Genomic DNA, 18196 nt, shown 5'->3' with positions numbered 1-18196 from the left:
CACCGGGCCCTCCTCCCGAAGTCGCGTCTCGATTTCGGGAGGAAAACGCACACTACCAGTTGCGTACGCAATAGCCACGCGGTGTCAGATGATATCCGCGAACGCAGACCTTATGGACAGGACGGTTTCGCACACAAACGCCATTTCTGTTCAAGTGCCAGCCACGGGCGCAACGTGCTCTGGCCCGATTGGGAACACAGCGTCCATAGCGATTCATGTGCCAGCCAGGCCCACACCGCCACCCGACTTGCTCCGCAAGACTACCGGCATCATGCGTATTCGTGGGTTGTGGCATTGGCAAAGCGAACGACGGTACCGAAAAAGACATGACACCACCGAAAACGAGAAGAGCAGTTAGGCTGCTTCTGACTGACATCGTTACATCCTCCATAGTCAGCACTCCCGCCTCATTGAAAATAGGCGCTGGCGATTGAATGGAAGATGAATGATAAAATTTTCGTCTAGGTGTTCACGAAATAAAAATGCGGCTCAAGAGCCGCATTTTGTTTGCTTCGATCAGATTTCAGTACCAGCCGACAGCCACCTGGGCCTCTTCGGACATACGGTCCGGCGTCCAAGGTGGATCGAATGTCATCGTGACCTCCACCATGGAAACACCCTCAACGGCGCTGACTGCGTTCTCAACCCAGCCCGGCATCTCGCCTGCCACAGGGCAGCCGGGAGCAGTTAGAGTCATTTCGATTTTCACGGTGCGATCATCTTCGATGTCAATCTTGTAAACGAGGCCAAGCTCGTAGATATCCGCCGGGATCTCAGGATCATAAACCGTCTTCAAGGCCGCGATGATGTCGTCCGTCATACGCAGGAGGTCTTCCTGCGGGATGGCAGAAGCGGAAAACACCGAATTGCCTTCGGCTTTTTCTCCACCCTGGACAGGCGCGGTATCGGCTTTGTCCTGAACTTTCTGTTCCATATCGGTCATCCGAAAAACTTCCTTGCCTTTTCCAAGGCTTCCGCCAATGCATCCACTTCAGCACGGGTATTATACAGGGCGAAGGATGCACGGCATGTAGAGGTAACGCCGAAGCGTTTCAAGAGCGGCTGCGCGCAATGTGTTCCGGCACGGACCGCAACCCCTGCCCGATCGATCACCATCGAAACGTCATGCGCATGAATTCCCTCCAGCGCAAACGAGATGATCGCTCCCTTGTCCGGCGCATTGCCGAAAATGCGCAACGAGTTGATCCGGCCGAGCTGCTCATGAGCATAATCGCGCAGGTCTTCCTCATGGGCGAGGATCGCATGACGACCGATCTTTTCCATATATTCAAGCGCCGCACCAAGACCGATAGCCTGAACGATCGGCGGCGTGCCGGCTTCGAAACGGTGCGGCGGATGATTATATGTCACATATTCTTCCGTGACTTCCTCGATCATTTCGCCGCCGCCCTGGAAGGGACGCATCTTCTCAAGCATTTCCGAACGGCCATAAAGGACGCCTATGCCGGATGGTCCGTAAACCTTGTGGCCGGTAAAGACATACCAGTCGCAGCCGAGATCCTGCACGTCGACAGGCAGGTGCACAGCGCCCTGGCTGCCATCGACCAGAACCGGAATACCACGCGCATGGGCAAGCTCGACGATCTTCTTGATCGGCGTCACCGTTCCAAGCGCATTCGACATATGCGTGATGGCGACGAGCTTGGTTCGCTCCGTCAGACGCTTTTCGAATTCTTCGATATGGAAGATGCCTTCATCGTCCACCGGCGTGAAGACCAGCTTTGCGCCCTGTCTTTCACGAATGAAATGCCATGGCACAATATTGGAGTGATGCTCCATGATCGACAGAAGGATTTCATCACCTTCGCCGATATTCGGCATGCCATAACCATAGGCGACCGTGTTGATCGCTTCGGTCGCGTTCTTCGTAAAGACAATTTCGTCCACAGAACCGGCGTTCAGAAAGCGCCGTACCGTCTCACGCGACTTTTCATAGGCATCCGTTGCCGCATTCGACAAGAAATGCAGGCCGCGATGAACATTGGCATATTCGTTGGAATAGGCGTGCGTTACAGCGTCAATGACGCTCTGAGGCTTTTGCGCCGATGCGCCATTGTCGAGATAGATCAGCGGCTTGCCGTGCACTTCTCTCGAAAGGATCGGAAAGTCGCGACGGATCGCCTCGACGTCATAGCGCGCTACAAGCGGATTCTTCTGGTCCATGATCGTTCCTCTTGCCGTTTCGGCAGGAAAAGGCAGAGCGTGCACCTGCACACTCTGCCTCAATCAATCAGGCGTGGGTGGCGAGCCAGTTGGACAGCACTTCTTCCAGTGCCTCAACCAGCGTTTCGTCTTCCAGCTCTTCGATAATCTCGGCGATGAACGCCTTGATCAGCAGGCCACGTGCCTCGTTTTCGGGTATGCCGCGTGCCATCAGATAAAACAGATAGTCCCTCGACAATTCGGCAACCGTCGCACCATGGCCACACGCCACGTCATCGGCAAAGATTTCGAGTTCAGGCTTGGCATCGAACTCGCCATCATCCGAAAGCAGCAGCGTATTGCACGCCATGCGGGCATCGGTCTTCTGGGCGATCTGCGCAACGCGGATCATACCCTGGAAAACGCCACGCGCACGGTCCTTGACCACGTTGCGAATGATCTGGGTCGAACGCGTGTTTTCCACCAGATGGCCGACCGTCATGGTGACATCGGTGTGCGTGTCGTCAGCCAGAAGATTGAGACCGCGAAGCTCGAAGTCGGAATCCTCACCCGTCACATTGACGTGCACTTCCTGACGAACCAGCTTGCCGCCCGCATTGACGATATAGAGCGTGAGCTTGGAGCCCTTGCCAATCGTCGCATTGAACTGCGAAAGCTGCGTTGCCTGACCGAAATCACGCAGGATGATCCAAAGGATTTCAGCGCCGTCGCCAACGGTCACATGGTTGACAGAGGTGGAGAAGGCATCGCCTTCGCCGCCATTCTGGCGTTCCACGATGGTGCCCTTGACATTTGCACCAATGCGGACAGGAAAACGAGTGTGTCCCTGTCCGGCCTTCTGGATGTTCTGAAGCTCCAATGGCGCTTCCAGTTCGGTGTCATCGGCGATGGAAACCATCCAGCCATCGCTGACATAGGCAGCGTTGATCTGGCCGATCGTATCGTCGAAGCCGCGCGACCGAAGCTGGGTGACGAGCGAGCCGTCGGCCAACGCCTCGCGAACCGGGGTCAGCGACACACCTTCAGGCACTTTCGCGGCAAGAGCCACGCCATTGCTTGTGGCAGCGATGGACGAACCGGCGATGAGCGCAGGCAATGCCTGTGTTCCGGCAGCGGCATCGAATGGCGCCACACCCTTGAGAAGCGTACGGAAATCCGTGTAATGCCAGCTTTCGACGCGGCGGGACGGAATGCCGTTCTCCTTGAGCGTTTCAAGCGCCGCATCACGTGCAACGACAACATCGCCATTACCCGGCAGGTCGCCCATGCGGTCGGCAAAACTGTCGATCAGCGCGCTTTCAGCGGGCGTTCGCGGCTTGGTAGCCGGGGCGGTCTGGATATTCATGATCCATCCCTCCTCAGGCAGCTTCGCCGATTACGTCGGCATAACCATTTTCTTCAAGGTGCAGCGCAAGGTTCTTGTCACCGGACTTGATGACCTGGCCCTTGTAAAGCACGTGCACGCTATCCGGAACGATGTGTTCGAGCAGACGCTGGTAGTGCGTGATGACGATCACGGCGCGGTCCGGCGAACGCAGGGCATTCACGCCTTCCGAAACGATCTTCAGCGCGTCGATGTCGAGGCCGGAGTCGGTTTCGTCGAGGACGCAGAGGCTCGGCTCCAGAAGTTGCATCTGAAGAATTTCAGCACGCTTCTTCTCACCGCCAGAAAAGCCGACATTCAGCGGACGCTTCAGCATGTCCATGTCGATGCTGAGCTTGCCAGCAGCGTCCTTCACGCGCTTGATGAATTCCGGGATCTTCAGTTCCGGCTCGCCACGCGCCTTGCGCTGGCTGTTCATCGCAACCTTCAGGAACTCCATCGTGGCAACGCCCGGAATTTCCATCGGATACTGGAATGCGAGGAAGATGCCCTTGGCGGCGCGTTCAGCCGGGTCGAGTTCGAGGATCGACTCGCCGTTGTAGAGAATGTCGCCTTCCGTCACTTCATAGTCTTCGCGACCGGCGAGGATATAGGAAAGCGTGGACTTGCCCGAACCGTTCGGACCCATGATCGCAGCAACTTCACCCTTGTTCACGGTGAGGTTCAGGCCACGGATGATCTCGGTATCCGTGTCGGCGATCTTTGCATGGAGGTTCTTGATCTCAAGCATGAATGTAAACCTTGTTCTAATGCCAGGAAAAGGCTGGCCAGAAAAATCACTGGGAAAGAGGCGATCGGTTAACCGACACTACCTTCAAGCGAGATGCCGATAAGCTTCTGGGCTTCGACGGCGAATTCCATCGGCAGTTCCTGAATGACTTCCTTCACGAAGCCATTGACGATGAGAGCGATTGCCTCCTCTTCCGGAATGCCGCGCTGCATCACATAGAACAGCTGGTCTTCCGAAATCTTGGAGGTGGTTGCCTCGTGTTCGAACTGCGCCGTGGCGTTTTTCGCCTCGATATACGGCACCGTATGCGCGCCACAATCGTTACCGATCAGGAGCGAGTCGCACTGGGTAAAGTTACGGGCATTTTCGGCCTTGCGATGGGCAGAAACCTGTCCGCGATAGGTGTTGTTCGACTTACCGGCCGAAATACCCTTCGAAATGATGCGGCTCGACGTATTTTTGCCGAGGTGCAGCATCTTGGTGCCCGAGTCGATCTGCTGATGGCCATTCGAAACAGCGATTGAATAGAACTCGCCGCGCGAATTATCGCCACGCAGAATGCAGGACGGGTATTTCCACGTGATCGCAGAGCCGGTTTCAACCTGCGTCCACGAAATCTTGGAGTTATCGCCACGGCAATCGCCACGCTTCGTAACGAAGTTGTAGATGCCGCCCTTGCCGTCCTTGTCGCCAGGGAACCAGTTCTGGACCGTCGAATATTTGATTTCGGCGTTTTCCATCGCAATCAGCTCAACGACAGCCGCGTGCAGCTGATTTTCATCGCGCTGCGGTGCGGTGCAACCTTCCAGATAGGAAACATACGCGCCTTCATCAGCGATGATGAGCGTACGTTCGAACTGGCCGGTGTTCTTCTCGTTGATGCGGAAATAGGTCGAAAGTTCCATCGGGCAGCGAACGCCCTTCGGAACGTAAACAAACGAACCATCCGTGAAGACAGCCGAATTCAGCGTCGCGTAATAGTTGTCCGAAACAGGAACCACAGAAGCCAGATACTTCTGCACCAGTTCGGGATGTTCGCGGATCGCTTCCGAAATCGAACAGAAGATTACGCCAGCTTTGGCGAGTTCTTCCTTGAAGGTCGTAACCACCGACACACTGTCGAACACGGCATCAACAGCAACGCGGCCGGACGCATAGACATTGTCGGAAGGATTGCCATCGATTTCGCTCGGCTCGCCCTGCTTGCGAACGCCAGCAAGGATTTCCTGCTCGCGCAGCGGAATGCCAAGCTTTTCGTAGGTCTTCAACAGCTCCGGATCAACTTCATCGAGCGACTTCGGGCCGGACTGGTTTTTCGGCGCCGCATAATAATATGCGTCCTGGAAATCGATCTTCGGATAATCGACGCGAGCCCATGTCGGCTCTTCCATGGTGAGCCAGCGTTCATAGGCCTTCAGACGCCATTCCAGCATCCATTCCGGCTCGTTCTTCTTGGCGGAAATGAAGCGAATGATATCTTCGTTCAGGCCCTTGGGGGCCTTCTCGGCTTCGATCGTCGTCTCGAAGCCATACTTGTACTGGTCCACGTCAAGGCCGCGGACCTGATCAATGGTCTCCTGCACTGCAGGCATTGGCGTTCTCCATCCTCGTCGGGGTCAAGGCCCGACAGTTGCAAACGTCAAGGTGATATGTCTTGAACAATACCGCCTCAATATAGTGTGCGTGGCCCTTCTTTAAAACCTCTCTAAACTGAATTTCAAGCACCGGGTTCAAATTTGCCCCTAAAAATGCCGATTAAAACGATCAACTTAATGAAACAGTCCGATGAAACGGCGATCGCAGACGACACATCCCGGCTTTGACGCCTTGATTTTCTTTGAAGAATTGGAATTTCCGGGCAGCCTATCAGAATCATGCCCGCCCTTGCCTTGTGCATGTAGGAACATAGATAGCCAAAGGAAAGGGAGACCATAATGAACACCCAAAATCTGCAGGACTATGTAAAGTTTCTCGAACAACAGGTGAACGACGAAGGCCGCACCATCAATCAGCTGAAGTTTTTTCAGGACGCCCACGACAAGTTCAACATTTCAAATGCCAGCGCTTCCGACGATATCGCCGCCGATATCGCCAAGCGGGAAGAATTTAAAACGCGCTACGAGAGCTATATCGCCGCTGCAAAGCAGAAGCTCGGCCTCGATTTTTGAATCACAATCACGCCTTCTTGGCGCGACGCTCGATAATTTTGCGGAACACGTCGAGAAACGCATCGACCTGATCAGGTGTGGCCGTTGGTTCGAGTGACACGCGGATCGCCCCGAGGCTGTCTCCATGTCCCATGGCCGACAGCACATGGCTGGGACCTACTTTCCCTGACGAGCAGGCCGAGCCTGCCGAAAGCGCAATCCCGCCGAGATCAAAAGCTATCTGTACGGTTTCCGCCTTTTGCTCCTCAAGGGAAAAGAAGGTCGTGTTCGGCAATCTGCCGACCGATTTGCCATAGATCACCGCATCCGGGGCGATCGCCTCCAACCCGGCCTCCAGCCTGTCCCGCATCGCCGGGGACCAGCCCTCGCCGTCCAGTCGTGTCTTAGCAGTATCTGCCGCAGCACCGAAACCTGCGATCAGCGGCAGAGCTTCCGTTCCCGCTCTATGCCCCTTTTCCTGACCGCCGCCGCGAACAAGCGCGCGCGGCATCATGAGGTTGGAAATAGCGATAATCGCGCCGACGCCTTTCGGGCCGCCAATCTTGTGCGAGGAAATTATGAGATAATCACCACAATTATCTGAAATATCTAACTTAATGCGCCCTGCCGCCTGGACTGCGTCGACGATATAAATGCCGCCCGCAGCCTTCACGATAGTGGCAATTTCCGCAATCGGCTGGATGATGCCGGTCTCATTGTTGGCGGCCTGTATGGCCACGAGCGGCAGACCCTGGTTTTTGTCGTGACCGGCAAGCGCAGTTTTCAGGGCATCGAGTTGTACAATGCCATTTCCATCAACCGGTAGAACGGTGACGTCCTGCGCTGCAAACCGCCCTCCGGACAGCATGCAAGGGTGTTCCGTATCACTCACGTAAAGATGTGACAGGCGGACCGGCGAACGTCCCATCATATAGTTGGGTGTCAGCAGCGTCGACGCGGCTTCCGTTGCTCCCGACGTAAAGAAAACATGGTCTGGTCTGGCATTGACGAGCGCTGCAACGCTGCGGCGCGCCGCTTCGACGAGCGCACGCGCGGCGCGGCCTTCACGATGCACGGAAGATGGATTGCCGGTAATGCCGAGCGCATTGATAACCGCTTCGCGTGCTTCATCAAGCAACGGAGCACTGGCATTATAATCCAGATAGAGCCTCTTGCCGCTCCCGTTCACCGTACCTATCTCCTAAACAAAATTCTGGAAGCGCAATTTTCTTGAATTTTCAATCAAGAAAAGCCTATTAAGCCCCCATAGGAACTGAAACTCGCTTTCAGTCTGTCGAAATTTCCAACCGGTTCTAGAAGCGGCGTCCTACGACGTCAAGTTTCGCCGCCCCAGTCCGGTCTTCCCGTTACGAGCGGAGTACACATGCCAGAAGTCATTTTCAACGGCCCTGCCGGACGCCTCGAAGGTCGCTATCAGCCTTCCAAAGAAAAGAATGCTCCAATCGCGCTTATCCTTCATCCACATCCGCAGTTCGGCGGAACGATGAACAACAAGATCGTCTACGACCTCTTCTACATGTTCCAGCAGCGCGGCTTCACCACGTTGCGCTTCAATTTCCGTGGCATTGGCCGCAGTCAGGGCGAATTCGATCATGGTGCGGGCGAGCTTTCGGACGCTGCAAGCGCACTCGACTGGGTGCAGGCGCTGCATCCGGATTCCAAGACGTGCTGGGTCGCCGGTTACTCGTTCGGTTCATGGATCGGCATGCAGCTCCTGATGCGCCGTCCGGAAATCGAAGGCTTCATTTCGGTTGCGCCGCAGCCGAATACATATGATTTCGCCTTCCTCGCACCCTGCCCTTCGTCCGGTCTCATCATCCATGGCGATCAGGACAAAGTGGCGCCGCCAAAGGATGTGCAGGCTCTGGTGGACAAGCTAAAAACCCAGAAGGGTATCACGATCACCCAGACGACGATTCCGGGGGCGAACCACTTCTTCACCGGTCAGGGTGACGAGCTCATCGAGGATTGCGCCGAGTATCTGGATCGCCGCCTTGCAGGCGAACTGGTCGAAGCACGTCCGAAGCGCTTGCGTTAAGCTTACAAGAAATTCAGCTGTCGTTTTCCAGATTTGCAGCGTCTCATCCGGCGGGTCTCCCGCCGGATTTTTTATGCGATGCTACCATCGCGATCCAATGATTCGTTTTCTCAAATCCATCTCATGAGCGTGACATGCCGGTTTATGCCATTCTTGCTATCGCCATAGTGTCCGAAGTCATCGGAACGCTTAGCCTCAAGGCATCAGAAGGCTTCACACGGCTTGGGCCGTCCTTGATCGTTGTCGTCGCTTACGGTCTGGCTTTCTATTTTCTTTCCATGACCTTGAAGAGCATTCCTGTCGGGATTGCCTATGCGGTCTGGTCCGGGATCGGCGTCACGCTCGTGGCCCTGATCGGCTGGCTGGTGTTCGGCCAGAAGCTCGACCTCGCGGCAGTGCTCGGCATGGGATTGATCATTGCCGGTGTCATTGTGCTCAATCTGTTTTCGAACACGGCACAACACTAGAGCGCGTTTCGATCTGATTGAATCAGATCTGCGCTCCAACTGTTTTCTGACGCGCATCTTATCCGAAAACCGTTTCACACTTTTCGGGGATGCGCTCAACGAGCAATGAAGCCAAATTACTGGTTCGCAACCCATCAATTCGGGAGTTTCCTTGTTATTGGCGGTTGATTGGTGCTAAAGGCGGACATATCACAGGGATGCAAGCAGCCGCTTGTGACCAGTTTCAACTTCGCCTTATCAGTCAGGGAAAAGGAATGTCCGGTTTCAAATCCGATTTTCTTCGCACGCTTTCCGAGCGTGGCTTCATTCATCAAATATCCGATGAAAGTGGCCTCGACGAATTGTTGGCCAAGGAAACCGTGACGGCCTATATCGGCTTCGATCCTACGGCTCCAAGCCTTCATGCGGGCGGTCTGATCCAGATCATGATGCTGCACTGGCTCCAGCAGACCGGGCACAAGCCTGTTGCGCTGATGGGCGGCGGCACCGGCATGGTCGGCGATCCGTCCTTCAAGGACGAAGCCCGCAAGCTGATGACCGAAGATACGATTGCCGAGAACATTGCCGGCATCAAGCGCGTCTTCGCCAACTACCTCACCTTTGGTGACAGCGCCACCGATGCCCTGATGGTCAATAATGCCGACTGGCTGCGCAACATCAATTACCTGGAATTCCTGCGCGATGTGGGCCGTCATTTCTCGGTCAATCGCATGCTTTCGTTCGATTCGGTGAAGACGCGCCTCGATCGCGAGCAGTCGCTGTCATTCCTCGAATTCAACTACATGATCCTTCAGGCCTACGATTTCGTGGAACTGAGCAAACGCTACGATCTGCGTCTGCAGATGGGCGGTTCAGATCAGTGGGGCAATATCATCAACGGTATCGATCTCGGTCACCGTATGGGAACCCCGCAGCTTTATGCCCTCACCTCGCCACTGCTGACGACAGCATCGGGCCAGAAGATGGGCAAATCGCTTGGCGGCGCAATCTGGCTGAACGCTGAAATGCTGAGCGCCTATGATTTCTGGCAGTACTGGCGCAACACGGAGGACGCCGATGTCGAGCGCTTCCTGAAGCTCTACACGACGCTTCCGCTGGACGAAATCGCCAAGCTGGCAGCGCTCGAAGGCGTCGAAATCAACGAAGCGAAGAAAATCCTCGCGACGGAAGTAACGGCCATGCTTCATGGTCGTGATGCGGCCGATGAATCCGCAGAAACAGCCCGCAAGACTTTTGAGGATGGCGAACTGTCGGAAAATCTTCCGACAGTCGGCGTTCACAAGGCAACGCTGAACAGCGGCATCGGGGTTTTGGCGCTGATGGTTCTGGCCGAACTCTGCACGACTAATGGCGAAGCCCGCCGTCACGTTGAAGGTGGCGCCGTACGTATCAATGACGAACCAGTCAGCGATCCTCGCATGACCGTAGATGCTGGTGCACTGAACGATCAGGGCGTTATCAAGCTGTCTCTTGGCAAGAAACGCCATGTACTGATCCGCCCTGCATAAAACGGGCGACAACTGAACCAAGAAAAGCCGGGCCTCGCGCCCGGTTTTTTTTATCAAAACTCAAAGATTGAGCGGAATATGCCCGGCGCGATGACGGAGATCGGATTGACGATCACCTGCGGCTGCTTGGCGCTGCCAGTAAGCTTGTAAGTGATTCCGATCAAGCCGCGATCGCGACCATTTCCGAGCAGCGCACCAAAGATGGGTAGCTCGCCGAACAGCCGATTGACACCATAGGCGGGCATGAATGTGCCGGTGATCGACATATTGCCCTGCTTGTCATAGAGCGTTCCCTGGAAGGTCGTGCCGACGGTCGGACCGCGAACGACACCCTTGGACAGGTTCAGATAACCGTTGCCCTTCTCAATCAACGAAAAACCGCGCTCGATATCAACGCGCGAAACGTCGATATCCCGTTTTACTGCCTGATTGAGACTTGTGCCGCCGCTCGATGGCGAACTGGAAACGATTTTCGCAAGACGCGGTTCGTTGATGATCGCAAAATTGCGCGCATCGATCTGACCACGCAACGGGCCGTTGCCCTGTGCGGCGAGACCAACCGTGATTTTGCCACCGCGCATTTTGTCGTAGAAATCGAAGAAACGAAGAACCGCTCCTGCATCATTGGATTGCAGCGAAATGGAGCGCGCATCGCCCTGATCATTGTTCGTTGCCACAAAGGATTCGCCAGACGACGTTACAGCATTGACCGATACGCCCGATACTTTGCTGCCCGCGCTCTCGTAGGAGACAGCGACATTGCTTAAAGCTTCACCGTTAAAGCCGCTGACTGCATCGATCTGAGCGCTCACGACCACCCGCGGATTATTGCTTTTACCGCCGCCGCTGCCCTTCTCGCCAAGGTCGGAAACCTGCTTGATCAGGGCCCGCGCGTCGAACTGCGAACCACGCACATTAACCCGATAGCCGCCGCCGCTCTTGGTCGCTTTGACTGCAAGATTATCGTTTCGGTTCAGGCGTATCTCGCTGAAATTCGCCGATTGAAAATCGCCTTTCGCAATGGAAAGATCGCCCTTCGCTCCAAAGGCATCGCCAGAGAAGACAAGATTATTGATGTCCATCTTGCTCTTGTCGTCCGCGCTCTGGACCAGATCGAAGGTTGCCTTCGCCGGTATGCCTGCCCCTTTGCGCCATCCGAGCCATGGCAGATCGATCTGCGTCTTGCCGAGATCAGCTGAAACATGGCGCTTGCCGCCATCATCCATGCCAAGATCAACAGACATGGGGCCGGAGAAGATGGAATTCAAACCGGGAAAGACTGCATCACGGGTCTTGTCGTCGATATCCAGTTTGACCTTCTGCTCGCGCTTGACCGGACCCGAACGATTGACGGGCTCGACCATGCTGATTTTTGCAGGAACACCATCCAGTTTTGCATCGGCAGTAATAATGGCCGCCGACTGATCTACTTTGATACTGCCTGTCGCATCACTGACGGACGATCCGGCTATCGGCTTCGAAATGTCGAGACCGGTGAAGCCAATGTCAGCGTTCCAGCGAAGCGTGCCGGGCGGCGGATCCTTGGAAACGGCAAAGTTCACCTTGACGCGCGACTTCACATCACCGGTCACGTCGCCGGGCAGAAACGGCACATTCTTCAAAACGTCGATAGGCTTGTTTCCGGCAATTTCAGCGATTGCCGATGCCTCACCGGAAACACCGAGATCCAGTTCCGCGATAACCGGCCGTTGTGGCCCCCATGGAATGATGAGCGTGCCGTCAGACACATCAACTTTACGGTTGTTTGGCGTGTAGGCCACGCCTTTCAAAAGCTTGATGGTCGTATAGGCGCCACGAACCGATATCTCACCATCGGCGTCGCGCACGGGCGGCAGTTCTCCAACCACATCAAAGCGTGTATCAAAAACCTTGAAATCAGCCTTGATTTCGTCACCAGTCAGCGGTGGTGGCAGACCGGGTCCGTTGAAACGACCGCCTGCGAGCGAAATATCGATGCGGCTGTCTTTGAGAGTTCCGCCAAAGAGGTTTTTAAGCACCCATTCACGTGCGCCATCCGCAACATCGATGGGCCATAGGTGCTTGGCGTCTGCAACCGGCATTTGAGGAATGCGCAGCAGGAAGATCATCTCCGGCGAACCGGCACCGAAGCCCATGCTTCCCTGGCCAAAGAGTTGCCCGGTTTCCGTCTGTACGTCGAGATTGGCAAACTGGATGCGTTGCTGGTCGGCCATATAGCGCCCAGCTATCCGTGTTGCGAAGGATAGCGGCGGATCGGTCGATTCCGATGGCATACTCGTCGCCGAAGTGGTCAGAACCTCGAAGCGATATGTCGGACCGCCCGTATTGTTTTCAGCTTCCGGTTCCGGACCAAATGCCCCATTGAACTGTGCCTGCATCCCGCCAAGCTGCAGCCGGGACGACTTGATCTCGATCTTGCGGCTTCCTACCGTATGTTCAAGATTAAGGCGAATACCACCACGCACGTCTTCAACCTTGCCGAGCTGCATATCTATGCCGTCGACAGCGAGTTCTGTTGCAAGACGTTCCGGCTGATCGCCATCGGCAGCCGATCCTGTCAAGGACAAGCGTGCCGATGCTTCCAGTTCGAAATGGGCCGGATTGACACGATTGCCATTTATGACGGGAGAAACTTCTGGCGGGGAACCCAATGCAACGGGAATATCGCGGACATTCAGCTCGAAGCCGGCCAGACTGTTGTCACCTGCATGCCGGTCGATCTTGCCATCCAGTGCAATTTTCTTGCCTTTCCAGATGACGCTGCCGGCGATGTCGATCTTCCCACCATTTTCGATGAGACGGGCCTGCTCGATATCCAGAACCTGCTGTTCATCGCCAACCTTGAATGCAACGGTGCTGTTGAAAATGCCTATGACATGCGTGTCTTGCGCACGCAAAAGCTCCAGACTGCGGCGCATGGCGGCGAAAAGCTCACCCGAAACCGCATCGAAATCGACAATGCCATGTTCGTCGTAAGGCAAGGACTTCCAGAATCCCGGACCTTTCGTTTCTGGCATTTCAAAGGAAACGCCATCCACCTCGAGCTGAGCAACACGTACCTTGCCGGTCAAAAGCGGCAACGGCGCCAGCCCCAAGCGCACAGATTTGATTCCGCTGATTTCGACGCCCTGCTTCGGATCAGCGATCGATACGTCACGGGCTTCGAGCGCAACGTGACTATCCTGATCCAGCGATAGCGCCGCACTCCCGATGGAGGCGGACGCACCTTCACCGAGAATATGCGTCAAGCTTTTCTGTGCTTCGTCACGCAGAAGATTGCTATCGACACCGCTGCGAAGGATGACAAAACCGGCACCGACTATGAGAACCAGAAGGATACAGATCGACAAAATCGCATGGGAACAGCGCGATAAAAAAGAACGGCTCGGACGGGCCGGGCCGGGCAAAAAGCCACCCTCGCCGTCAGCGGCGAGACGCTCGATTCTTTTCATGTCCCGCTTGCTGAAGCGGATCTTCTGCGGTTTCTCTGTCAACAACCCAGCCAGAAAAAGAGTGCCATTCCATACGATCCTTCAGAGTTTACTTCATTAAGTGATCGTAATTATCTGTTTTATAATTGCTTCCTGTCCGCATCGCATACATGCATAGGCAGCCTTGCGCCTTTCAACCGACATCGCGGTGACGCCAGCATCAATGGTTGCACAAGCCCTGCCTGAATGCGATAGCTCAGACTGTAACAGGTGGTTTCCATCCTAATCCATAAAAGAAAGGCGCAGATATGGCTCATCCCCAAGTTGGCGATCCGGCACCCGATTTCACTCTGCCTTCGGATAATGGCAAAATCTCCCTGTCGTCTCTCAAAGGCAAGCCGGTTGTCATCTACTTCTATCCGAAAGACGACACGTCCGGCTGCACCAAGGAAGCGATTGCTTTCTCGCTGTTGAAGCCGGAGTTCGACAAGATCGGCGTTCGCGTCATCGGTCTTTCTCCCGATAGCGCGACGAAACATGCAAAATTTCGCAAGAAGCACGATCTGACCGTCGACCTTGCTGCCGATGAAGATCGTGTAGCGCTCGAAGCCTATGGCGTGTGGGTTGAAAAAAGCATGTATGGCCGCAAATATATGGGCGTGGAACGCACGACATTCCTGATCGATGCAGAAGGACGCATCGCTCAAGTCTGGAACAAGGTCAAAGTCGACGGCCATGCCGAGGCGGTTCTGGACGCCGCACGCGCGCTTTGAGCGATGACAAGCAAGCCATCATACGAACAGACACTGCGCGGTAATGCCATCCGCGCCATATCCGCCGGCGATCTCGACGAAAAGGTCAGGCTGACGCGAGAGACCGCTGCTCGCTGGTTCGGTCGCACGCTGTCGGTTCGCAGCCCCCTCGATCCGCCTTTGCCTGAGCGTCCCGGACGCCCTGAAAAGCCGGAACTCGTGCCTCCCCGCATGTTGAAAAAGCGGTCGCTCAACACGGAACACGGGCGCATTGCGCTGATGCACGCGCTCGCCCATATCGAACTGAACGCCATAGATCTTGCGCTCGACATCGTTGCCCGTTTTGCGGCCAAACCAATACCGCGCAGTTTCTTCGATGGCTGGATGAAAGTCGCCGACGACGAAGCGCGGCATTTCACGCTGCTGCGTGATCGTCTCAAGTCGCTTGGCGCAGACTATGGCGACATGCCTGCCCACGATGGGCTTTGGCAGTCTGCTCACCAGACCCGCAACGATCTGGAGGCCCGTCTCGCTGTCGTGCCGCTCATACTCGAGGCACGCGGGCTCGATGTCACGCCATCTCTGCTTGAGAAGATGATCGAAACCGGCGACCATGAGACTGCAGCAATTCTTGACGTCATCTACAATGACGAGAAAACCCATGTCGCTGTTGGCGCTAAATGGTTTCGTTTCTTCTGCGCCCGAAACAAAATCGATCCGGCAGCGCGATTTCGCGAACTGGTTCGCGCCAATTTCCGTGGCGAACTCAAACCACCGTTCAATGAACTGGCACGTGCCGAAGCTGGGCTGACGCCGTCTTTCTACCGCTCTTTATCACCAGTATCCATCTAGTCGTTTCCTTAAACTCTTCAGTAAAAACAAAACTGCTCGCATGGCCCGCGCAAGCCTCGAATGTAAAGGTCTGTTAACCCTAATAAGTTGTAATCAAACAAGGGAATCGAGAAGGGGCATGCGGCTGGCATGACTGGGAAGCAGGCAAAAACATCGACGAAAAAGGTGTTCGGAGAGCGCAAGGAACCGCCTGTCCTGATTATTGCGCGCGGCGAAAAGATCAGCCATTTCACATTTCGTCCATGGATGGCCGCTCTTGGAGGTGCTGCTTTTCTGGCGCTTTCGGCCGGATATCTGGGAGCAACTGCCTATCTGGTGCTTCGCGACGACCTGATGAGCGCCGGTATTGCGCGCCATGCCCGCAACCAGCAGCTCTATGAGGACCGCATTTCAGCCCTTCGCACCGAGGTTGATCGCATCACCAGCCGTCAAATGCTCGATCAGCAGGTGATGGAGAACAAGGTCGCCGAACTGATGCAGCGCCAGCAAACGCTGAATGCGCGCGACGGAAAACTCGCACCTCTGCTGGAACGAGCTTCGCAATTGCAGCCAATGCCGGAAATGCCGACGGAAGGCGTGCCTGATCAGGAGCAGCATAGCCAGCTTATCCCCGATGAAGCGCTGGCAGGACACGAGTTTCCAGGTATCGACCCGATCATTACCGGTCCCGTTCCAGGAAAGGCACCTGCAGGAAAGCCTGATCGCCGCGCCGATGCCGGCTCCATAGGACTGCGTCTTTCTGGCGGACTTTCGGGTGAATCGACACTTGAGACTTCCGACAAGATATTGGCCACGATCACCCAGAACCTTCATCGCATCGAAAGCGAGCAGAATGGCAAGGTGAGAGTGCTGGCTGACGCCGCCTATGAAAAGGCCGACAGCATCCTCGATACTTTGAACGCCGCCGGGCTGCGTATCGAAACGCCTGCCAATGCGGCTGTTGCAATGGGCGGGCCGCTTATCCCGGTTTCGTCGCCCGGTATGGTGGTCAATGATTTCGACATGCAATTGCGCAATCTCGACAGCGCGCTTGATCGGCTTGATCAGGTACGCAAACGTGTAAGCGCCCTGCCCTTGGCCAATCCGGCTCCGGGCAAGCCCGTTACCAGCCTGTTTGGCGTGCGCCGCGATCCATTTCTAGGTACGGCTGCGTTCCATTCCGGTATCGACTTTCGCGCGGCATACGGTCAGACGGTAAAGTCCACAGCAGCGGGCAAGGTTGTAAAGGCAGGTCGCTTTGGCGGATATGGCAATATGGTCGAAATCGATCATGGTAATGGATTCTCAACCCGTTTTGCCCATCTGAGCCGCGTTCTGGTACGCGACGGTCAACAGGTTGCCACCGGAGCGGTTGTCGGCGAGGCAGGAAGTTCCGGACGTTCCACCGGCAGTCATCTGCACTATGAAGTCCGCGAAAACGGTCGGGCGATCAATCCGGTCAATTTCCTCAAGGCAGGCAAACAGATAGAACCATTGCTCTGAGCCTCTGAAACGAGAAAACCCGGCCAAAGGCCGGGTTTCGTTTTCTGCACGCATGTTTGCGAATGATCAGTCGATATCGTCGATCATTTCGCCGCCACCCTGAATACGGTGGGCTAGTGCGGCTTCCATGAACGGCGTAACGGAGCCATCCAGCACTTCCTGGGGGTTGGTGCTTTCAACGCCGGTACGCAGATCCTTGACGAGCTGATAAGGCTGCAGGACGTAGGAGCGAATCTGGTGTCCCCAACCGATTTCGGTCTTGGTGGCATTCGCCGCATCCGTCGCTGCTTCGCGCTTTTTCAGTTCCTCTTCATAGAGGCGAGCGCGCAGCATCGACCATGCCTTTTCGCGGTTCTTGTGCTGTGAGCGCTCCGCCTGACACTGCACCACGATCCCGGTCGCAATATGCGTAATACGCACTGCCGAATCGGTGGTGTTGACGTGCTGGCCGCCCGCGCCCGAAGCGCGGTAGGTATCGATGCGAACATCCGCCTCCGTAACCTGCACATCGATATTGTCATCGATGACAGGATAAACCCAGATGCTGGCAAAGGACGTATGACGGCGGGCGTTGGAATCATAGGGGGAAATTCGCACCAGGCGATGGACGCCCGATTCGGTCTTCATCATGCCGTATGAATTGTGCCCCTTGACGAGAATGGTCGCGGACTTGATGCCCGCTTCTTCGCCTTCGTGCACTTCCATCACTTCGACCTTGCGGCCGTTACGCTCGGCCCAGCGCGTATACATGCGCAGGAGCATCGACGCCCAGTCCTGGCTTTCCGTACCACCGGCACCGGCATGCACTTCGACATAGGTGTCGTTCGCGTCGGCTTCGCCCGACAACAGCATATCGATCTGGCGACGGTCGATCTCTTGCTTCAGTTCGCGGATGGTGTTTTCCGCATCCTGAATGATCGACTTGTCGTCCTCTTCTTCGCCCATGGCGATAAGTTCGATGCTGTCGTTCAGCGTCTGTTTCAGATGGTTGATGCCATTGATGCTATCTTCCAGCTGCTGGCGCTCGCGCATCAGCTTTTGGGCTTCCTGGGCATCATTCCAAAGCGTGGGATCTTCGGCTCTCTGATTGAGATAGCCGAGACGTTTTATCGCCTGATCCCAGTCAAAGATGCCTCCTCAGCAGGCTTATGGCCTGCTGGATTTCGTCAACCAGCGTCTCGATTTCCGCGCGCATGGGCA

Annotated in this window: 16 protein-coding genes; 7 read left to right on the top strand and 9 right to left on the bottom strand. The window is 55.6% G+C overall.

What is annotated here, in order from left to right; genetic code table 11:
* Positions 1–52 precede the first annotated feature (52 nt).
* The 6 genes from CES86_RS28270 to sufB form a co-directional block, all read right to left on the bottom strand.
* A complete protein-coding gene (locus CES86_RS28270; protein ID WP_407922995.1) occupies positions 53–295 on the bottom strand; it encodes a GCG_CRPN prefix-to-repeats domain-containing protein in 243 nt (80 codons plus the stop codon).
* Positions 296–523: 228 nt separating this feature from the next.
* Entirely contained in the window at positions 524–943 is a 420-nt protein-coding gene (locus CES86_RS03395; RefSeq protein ID WP_094513720.1) for an SUF system Fe-S cluster assembly protein, read from the bottom strand.
* On the bottom strand, positions 940–2184 hold the full coding sequence (locus CES86_RS03390; protein ID WP_036586808.1) for a cysteine desulfurase: 1245 nt from the start codon (positions 2182–2184) through the stop codon (positions 940–942). Before CES86_RS03390 ends, CES86_RS03395 begins: the two co-directional genes overlap by 4 nt.
* Before the next feature lie 67 nt (positions 2185–2251).
* On the bottom strand, positions 2252–3529 hold the full coding sequence (sufD, locus tag CES86_RS03385; RefSeq protein ID WP_094513718.1) for a Fe-S cluster assembly protein SufD: 1278 nt from the start codon (positions 3527–3529) through the stop codon (positions 2252–2254).
* 13 nt (positions 3530–3542) lie between these two features.
* Positions 3543–4298: a Fe-S cluster assembly ATPase SufC gene (sufC, locus tag CES86_RS03380; RefSeq protein ID WP_012092132.1), complete on the bottom strand. Its 756-nt coding sequence runs from the start codon at positions 4296–4298 to the stop codon at positions 3543–3545.
* Positions 4299–4366: 68 nt separating this feature from the next.
* Positions 4367–5890 (bottom strand): Fe-S cluster assembly protein SufB, encoded by a 1524-nt coding sequence (sufB, locus tag CES86_RS03375; protein ID WP_012092133.1) that lies wholly within the window; start codon positions 5888–5890, stop codon positions 4367–4369.
* 342 nt (positions 5891–6232) lie between these two features.
* Between sufB and CES86_RS03370 the strand changes: the two genes are divergently transcribed.
* The gene (locus CES86_RS03370) at positions 6233–6466 is read left to right on the top strand and encodes a hypothetical protein (protein WP_012092134.1); all 234 of its coding nucleotides are present in this window, start codon (positions 6233–6235) and stop codon (positions 6464–6466) included.
* Positions 6467–6473: 7 nt separating this feature from the next.
* Here CES86_RS03370 and CES86_RS03365 read toward each other — a convergent pair whose 3' ends face one another.
* Positions 6474–7634, bottom strand: coding sequence for a cysteine desulfurase family protein (locus CES86_RS03365; RefSeq protein WP_094513717.1), 1161 nt, complete (start codon positions 7632–7634; stop codon positions 6474–6476).
* Positions 7635–7829: 195 nt separating this feature from the next.
* On the opposite strand from CES86_RS03365, the gene CES86_RS03360 reads away from it, so the two are divergent.
* From CES86_RS03360 to tyrS, 3 genes are all read left to right on the top strand, one after another.
* Complete coding sequence (locus tag CES86_RS03360; RefSeq protein WP_010661280.1) at positions 7830–8504, top strand: alpha/beta hydrolase; 675 nt, start codon at positions 7830–7832, stop codon at positions 8502–8504.
* A 134-nt stretch (positions 8505–8638) separates the two neighbouring features.
* Positions 8639–8971, top strand: coding sequence for a DMT family transporter (locus tag CES86_RS03355; RefSeq protein ID WP_010661279.1), 333 nt, complete (start codon positions 8639–8641; stop codon positions 8969–8971).
* Positions 8972–9225: 254 nt separating this feature from the next.
* On the top strand, positions 9226–10479 hold the full coding sequence (gene tyrS / locus CES86_RS03350) for a tyrosine--tRNA ligase (RefSeq protein WP_012092136.1): 1254 nt from the start codon (positions 9226–9228) through the stop codon (positions 10477–10479).
* A gap of 53 nt (positions 10480–10532) precedes the next feature.
* Here tyrS and CES86_RS03345 read toward each other — a convergent pair whose 3' ends face one another.
* Positions 10533–13931 carry an AsmA family protein gene (locus CES86_RS03345; RefSeq protein WP_094513750.1) on the bottom strand — a complete coding sequence of 1133 codons (3399 nt, stop codon included), beginning with the start codon at positions 13929–13931 and terminating at the stop codon, positions 10533–10535.
* Positions 13932–14218: 287 nt separating this feature from the next.
* Here CES86_RS03345 and bcp point away from each other — a divergent pair, with 287 nt between their 5' ends.
* The 3 genes from bcp to CES86_RS03330 all read left to right on the top strand — a co-directional run bounded on the left by bcp (position 14219) and on the right by CES86_RS03330 (position 16996).
* Positions 14219–14683: a thioredoxin-dependent thiol peroxidase gene (bcp, locus tag CES86_RS03340; RefSeq protein ID WP_094513716.1), complete on the top strand. Its 465-nt coding sequence runs from the start codon at positions 14219–14221 to the stop codon at positions 14681–14683.
* A 3-nt stretch (positions 14684–14686) separates the two neighbouring features.
* Complete coding sequence (locus CES86_RS03335) at positions 14687–15514, top strand: ferritin-like domain-containing protein (protein ID WP_012092139.1); 828 nt, start codon at positions 14687–14689, stop codon at positions 15512–15514.
* A gap of 129 nt (positions 15515–15643) precedes the next feature.
* Entirely contained in the window at positions 15644–16996 is a 1353-nt protein-coding gene (locus CES86_RS03330) for a M23 family metallopeptidase (RefSeq protein ID WP_094513714.1), read from the top strand.
* Positions 16997–17062: 66 nt separating this feature from the next.
* On the opposite strand, the gene prfB is transcribed toward CES86_RS03330, so the two are convergent.
* A protein-coding gene (gene prfB / locus CES86_RS03325; protein WP_105529024.1) for a peptide chain release factor 2 occupies positions 17063–18191 on the bottom strand; the annotation gives its coding sequence in 2 pieces (ribosomal slippage) (positions 17063–18121 and positions 18123–18191; 1128 coding nt in all).
* Between the last annotated feature and the right edge of the window lie 5 nt (positions 18192–18196).

The sequence above is a fragment of the Brucella lupini genome, from assembly GCF_002252535.1.
Taxonomy (GTDB): domain Bacteria; phylum Pseudomonadota; class Alphaproteobacteria; order Rhizobiales; family Rhizobiaceae; genus Brucella; species Brucella anthropi.
Note: the sequence above shows the minus strand (reverse complement) of the source record. Positions and strands in the feature narration are given on the sequence as shown.

Excerpts from the sequence above, each read along its gene's own strand:
- CES86_RS28270 (WP_407922995.1), bottom strand. The coding sequence starts at position 295 with ATGCCACAACCCACGAATACGCATGATGCCGGTAGTCTTGCGGAGCAA.
- CES86_RS03395 (WP_094513720.1), bottom strand. The coding sequence starts at position 943 with ATGACCGATATGGAACAGAAAGTTCAGGACAAAGCCGATACCGCGCCT.
- CES86_RS03390 (WP_036586808.1), bottom strand. The coding sequence starts at position 2,184 with ATGGACCAGAAGAATCCGCTTGTAGCGCGCTATGACGTCGAGGCGATC.
- sufD (WP_094513718.1), bottom strand. The coding sequence starts at position 3,529 with ATGAATATCCAGACCGCCCCGGCTACCAAGCCGCGAACGCCCGCTGAA.
- sufC (WP_012092132.1), bottom strand. The coding sequence starts at position 4,298 with ATGCTTGAGATCAAGAACCTCCATGCAAAGATCGCCGACACGGATACC.
- sufB (WP_012092133.1), bottom strand. The coding sequence starts at position 5,890 with ATGCCTGCAGTGCAGGAGACCATTGATCAGGTCCGCGGCCTTGACGTG.
- CES86_RS03370 (WP_012092134.1), top strand. The coding sequence starts at position 6,233 with ATGAACACCCAAAATCTGCAGGACTATGTAAAGTTTCTCGAACAACAG.
- CES86_RS03360 (WP_010661280.1), top strand. The coding sequence starts at position 7,830 with ATGCCAGAAGTCATTTTCAACGGCCCTGCCGGACGCCTCGAAGGTCGC.
- CES86_RS03355 (WP_010661279.1), top strand. The coding sequence starts at position 8,639 with ATGCCGGTTTATGCCATTCTTGCTATCGCCATAGTGTCCGAAGTCATC.
- tyrS (WP_012092136.1), top strand. The coding sequence starts at position 9,226 with ATGTCCGGTTTCAAATCCGATTTTCTTCGCACGCTTTCCGAGCGTGGC.
- CES86_RS03345 (WP_094513750.1), bottom strand. The coding sequence starts at position 13,931 with ATGAAAAGAATCGAGCGTCTCGCCGCTGACGGCGAGGGTGGCTTTTTG.
- bcp (WP_094513716.1), top strand. The coding sequence starts at position 14,219 with ATGGCTCATCCCCAAGTTGGCGATCCGGCACCCGATTTCACTCTGCCT.
- CES86_RS03335 (WP_012092139.1), top strand. The coding sequence starts at position 14,687 with ATGACAAGCAAGCCATCATACGAACAGACACTGCGCGGTAATGCCATC.
- CES86_RS03330 (WP_094513714.1), top strand. The coding sequence starts at position 15,644 with ATGACTGGGAAGCAGGCAAAAACATCGACGAAAAAGGTGTTCGGAGAG.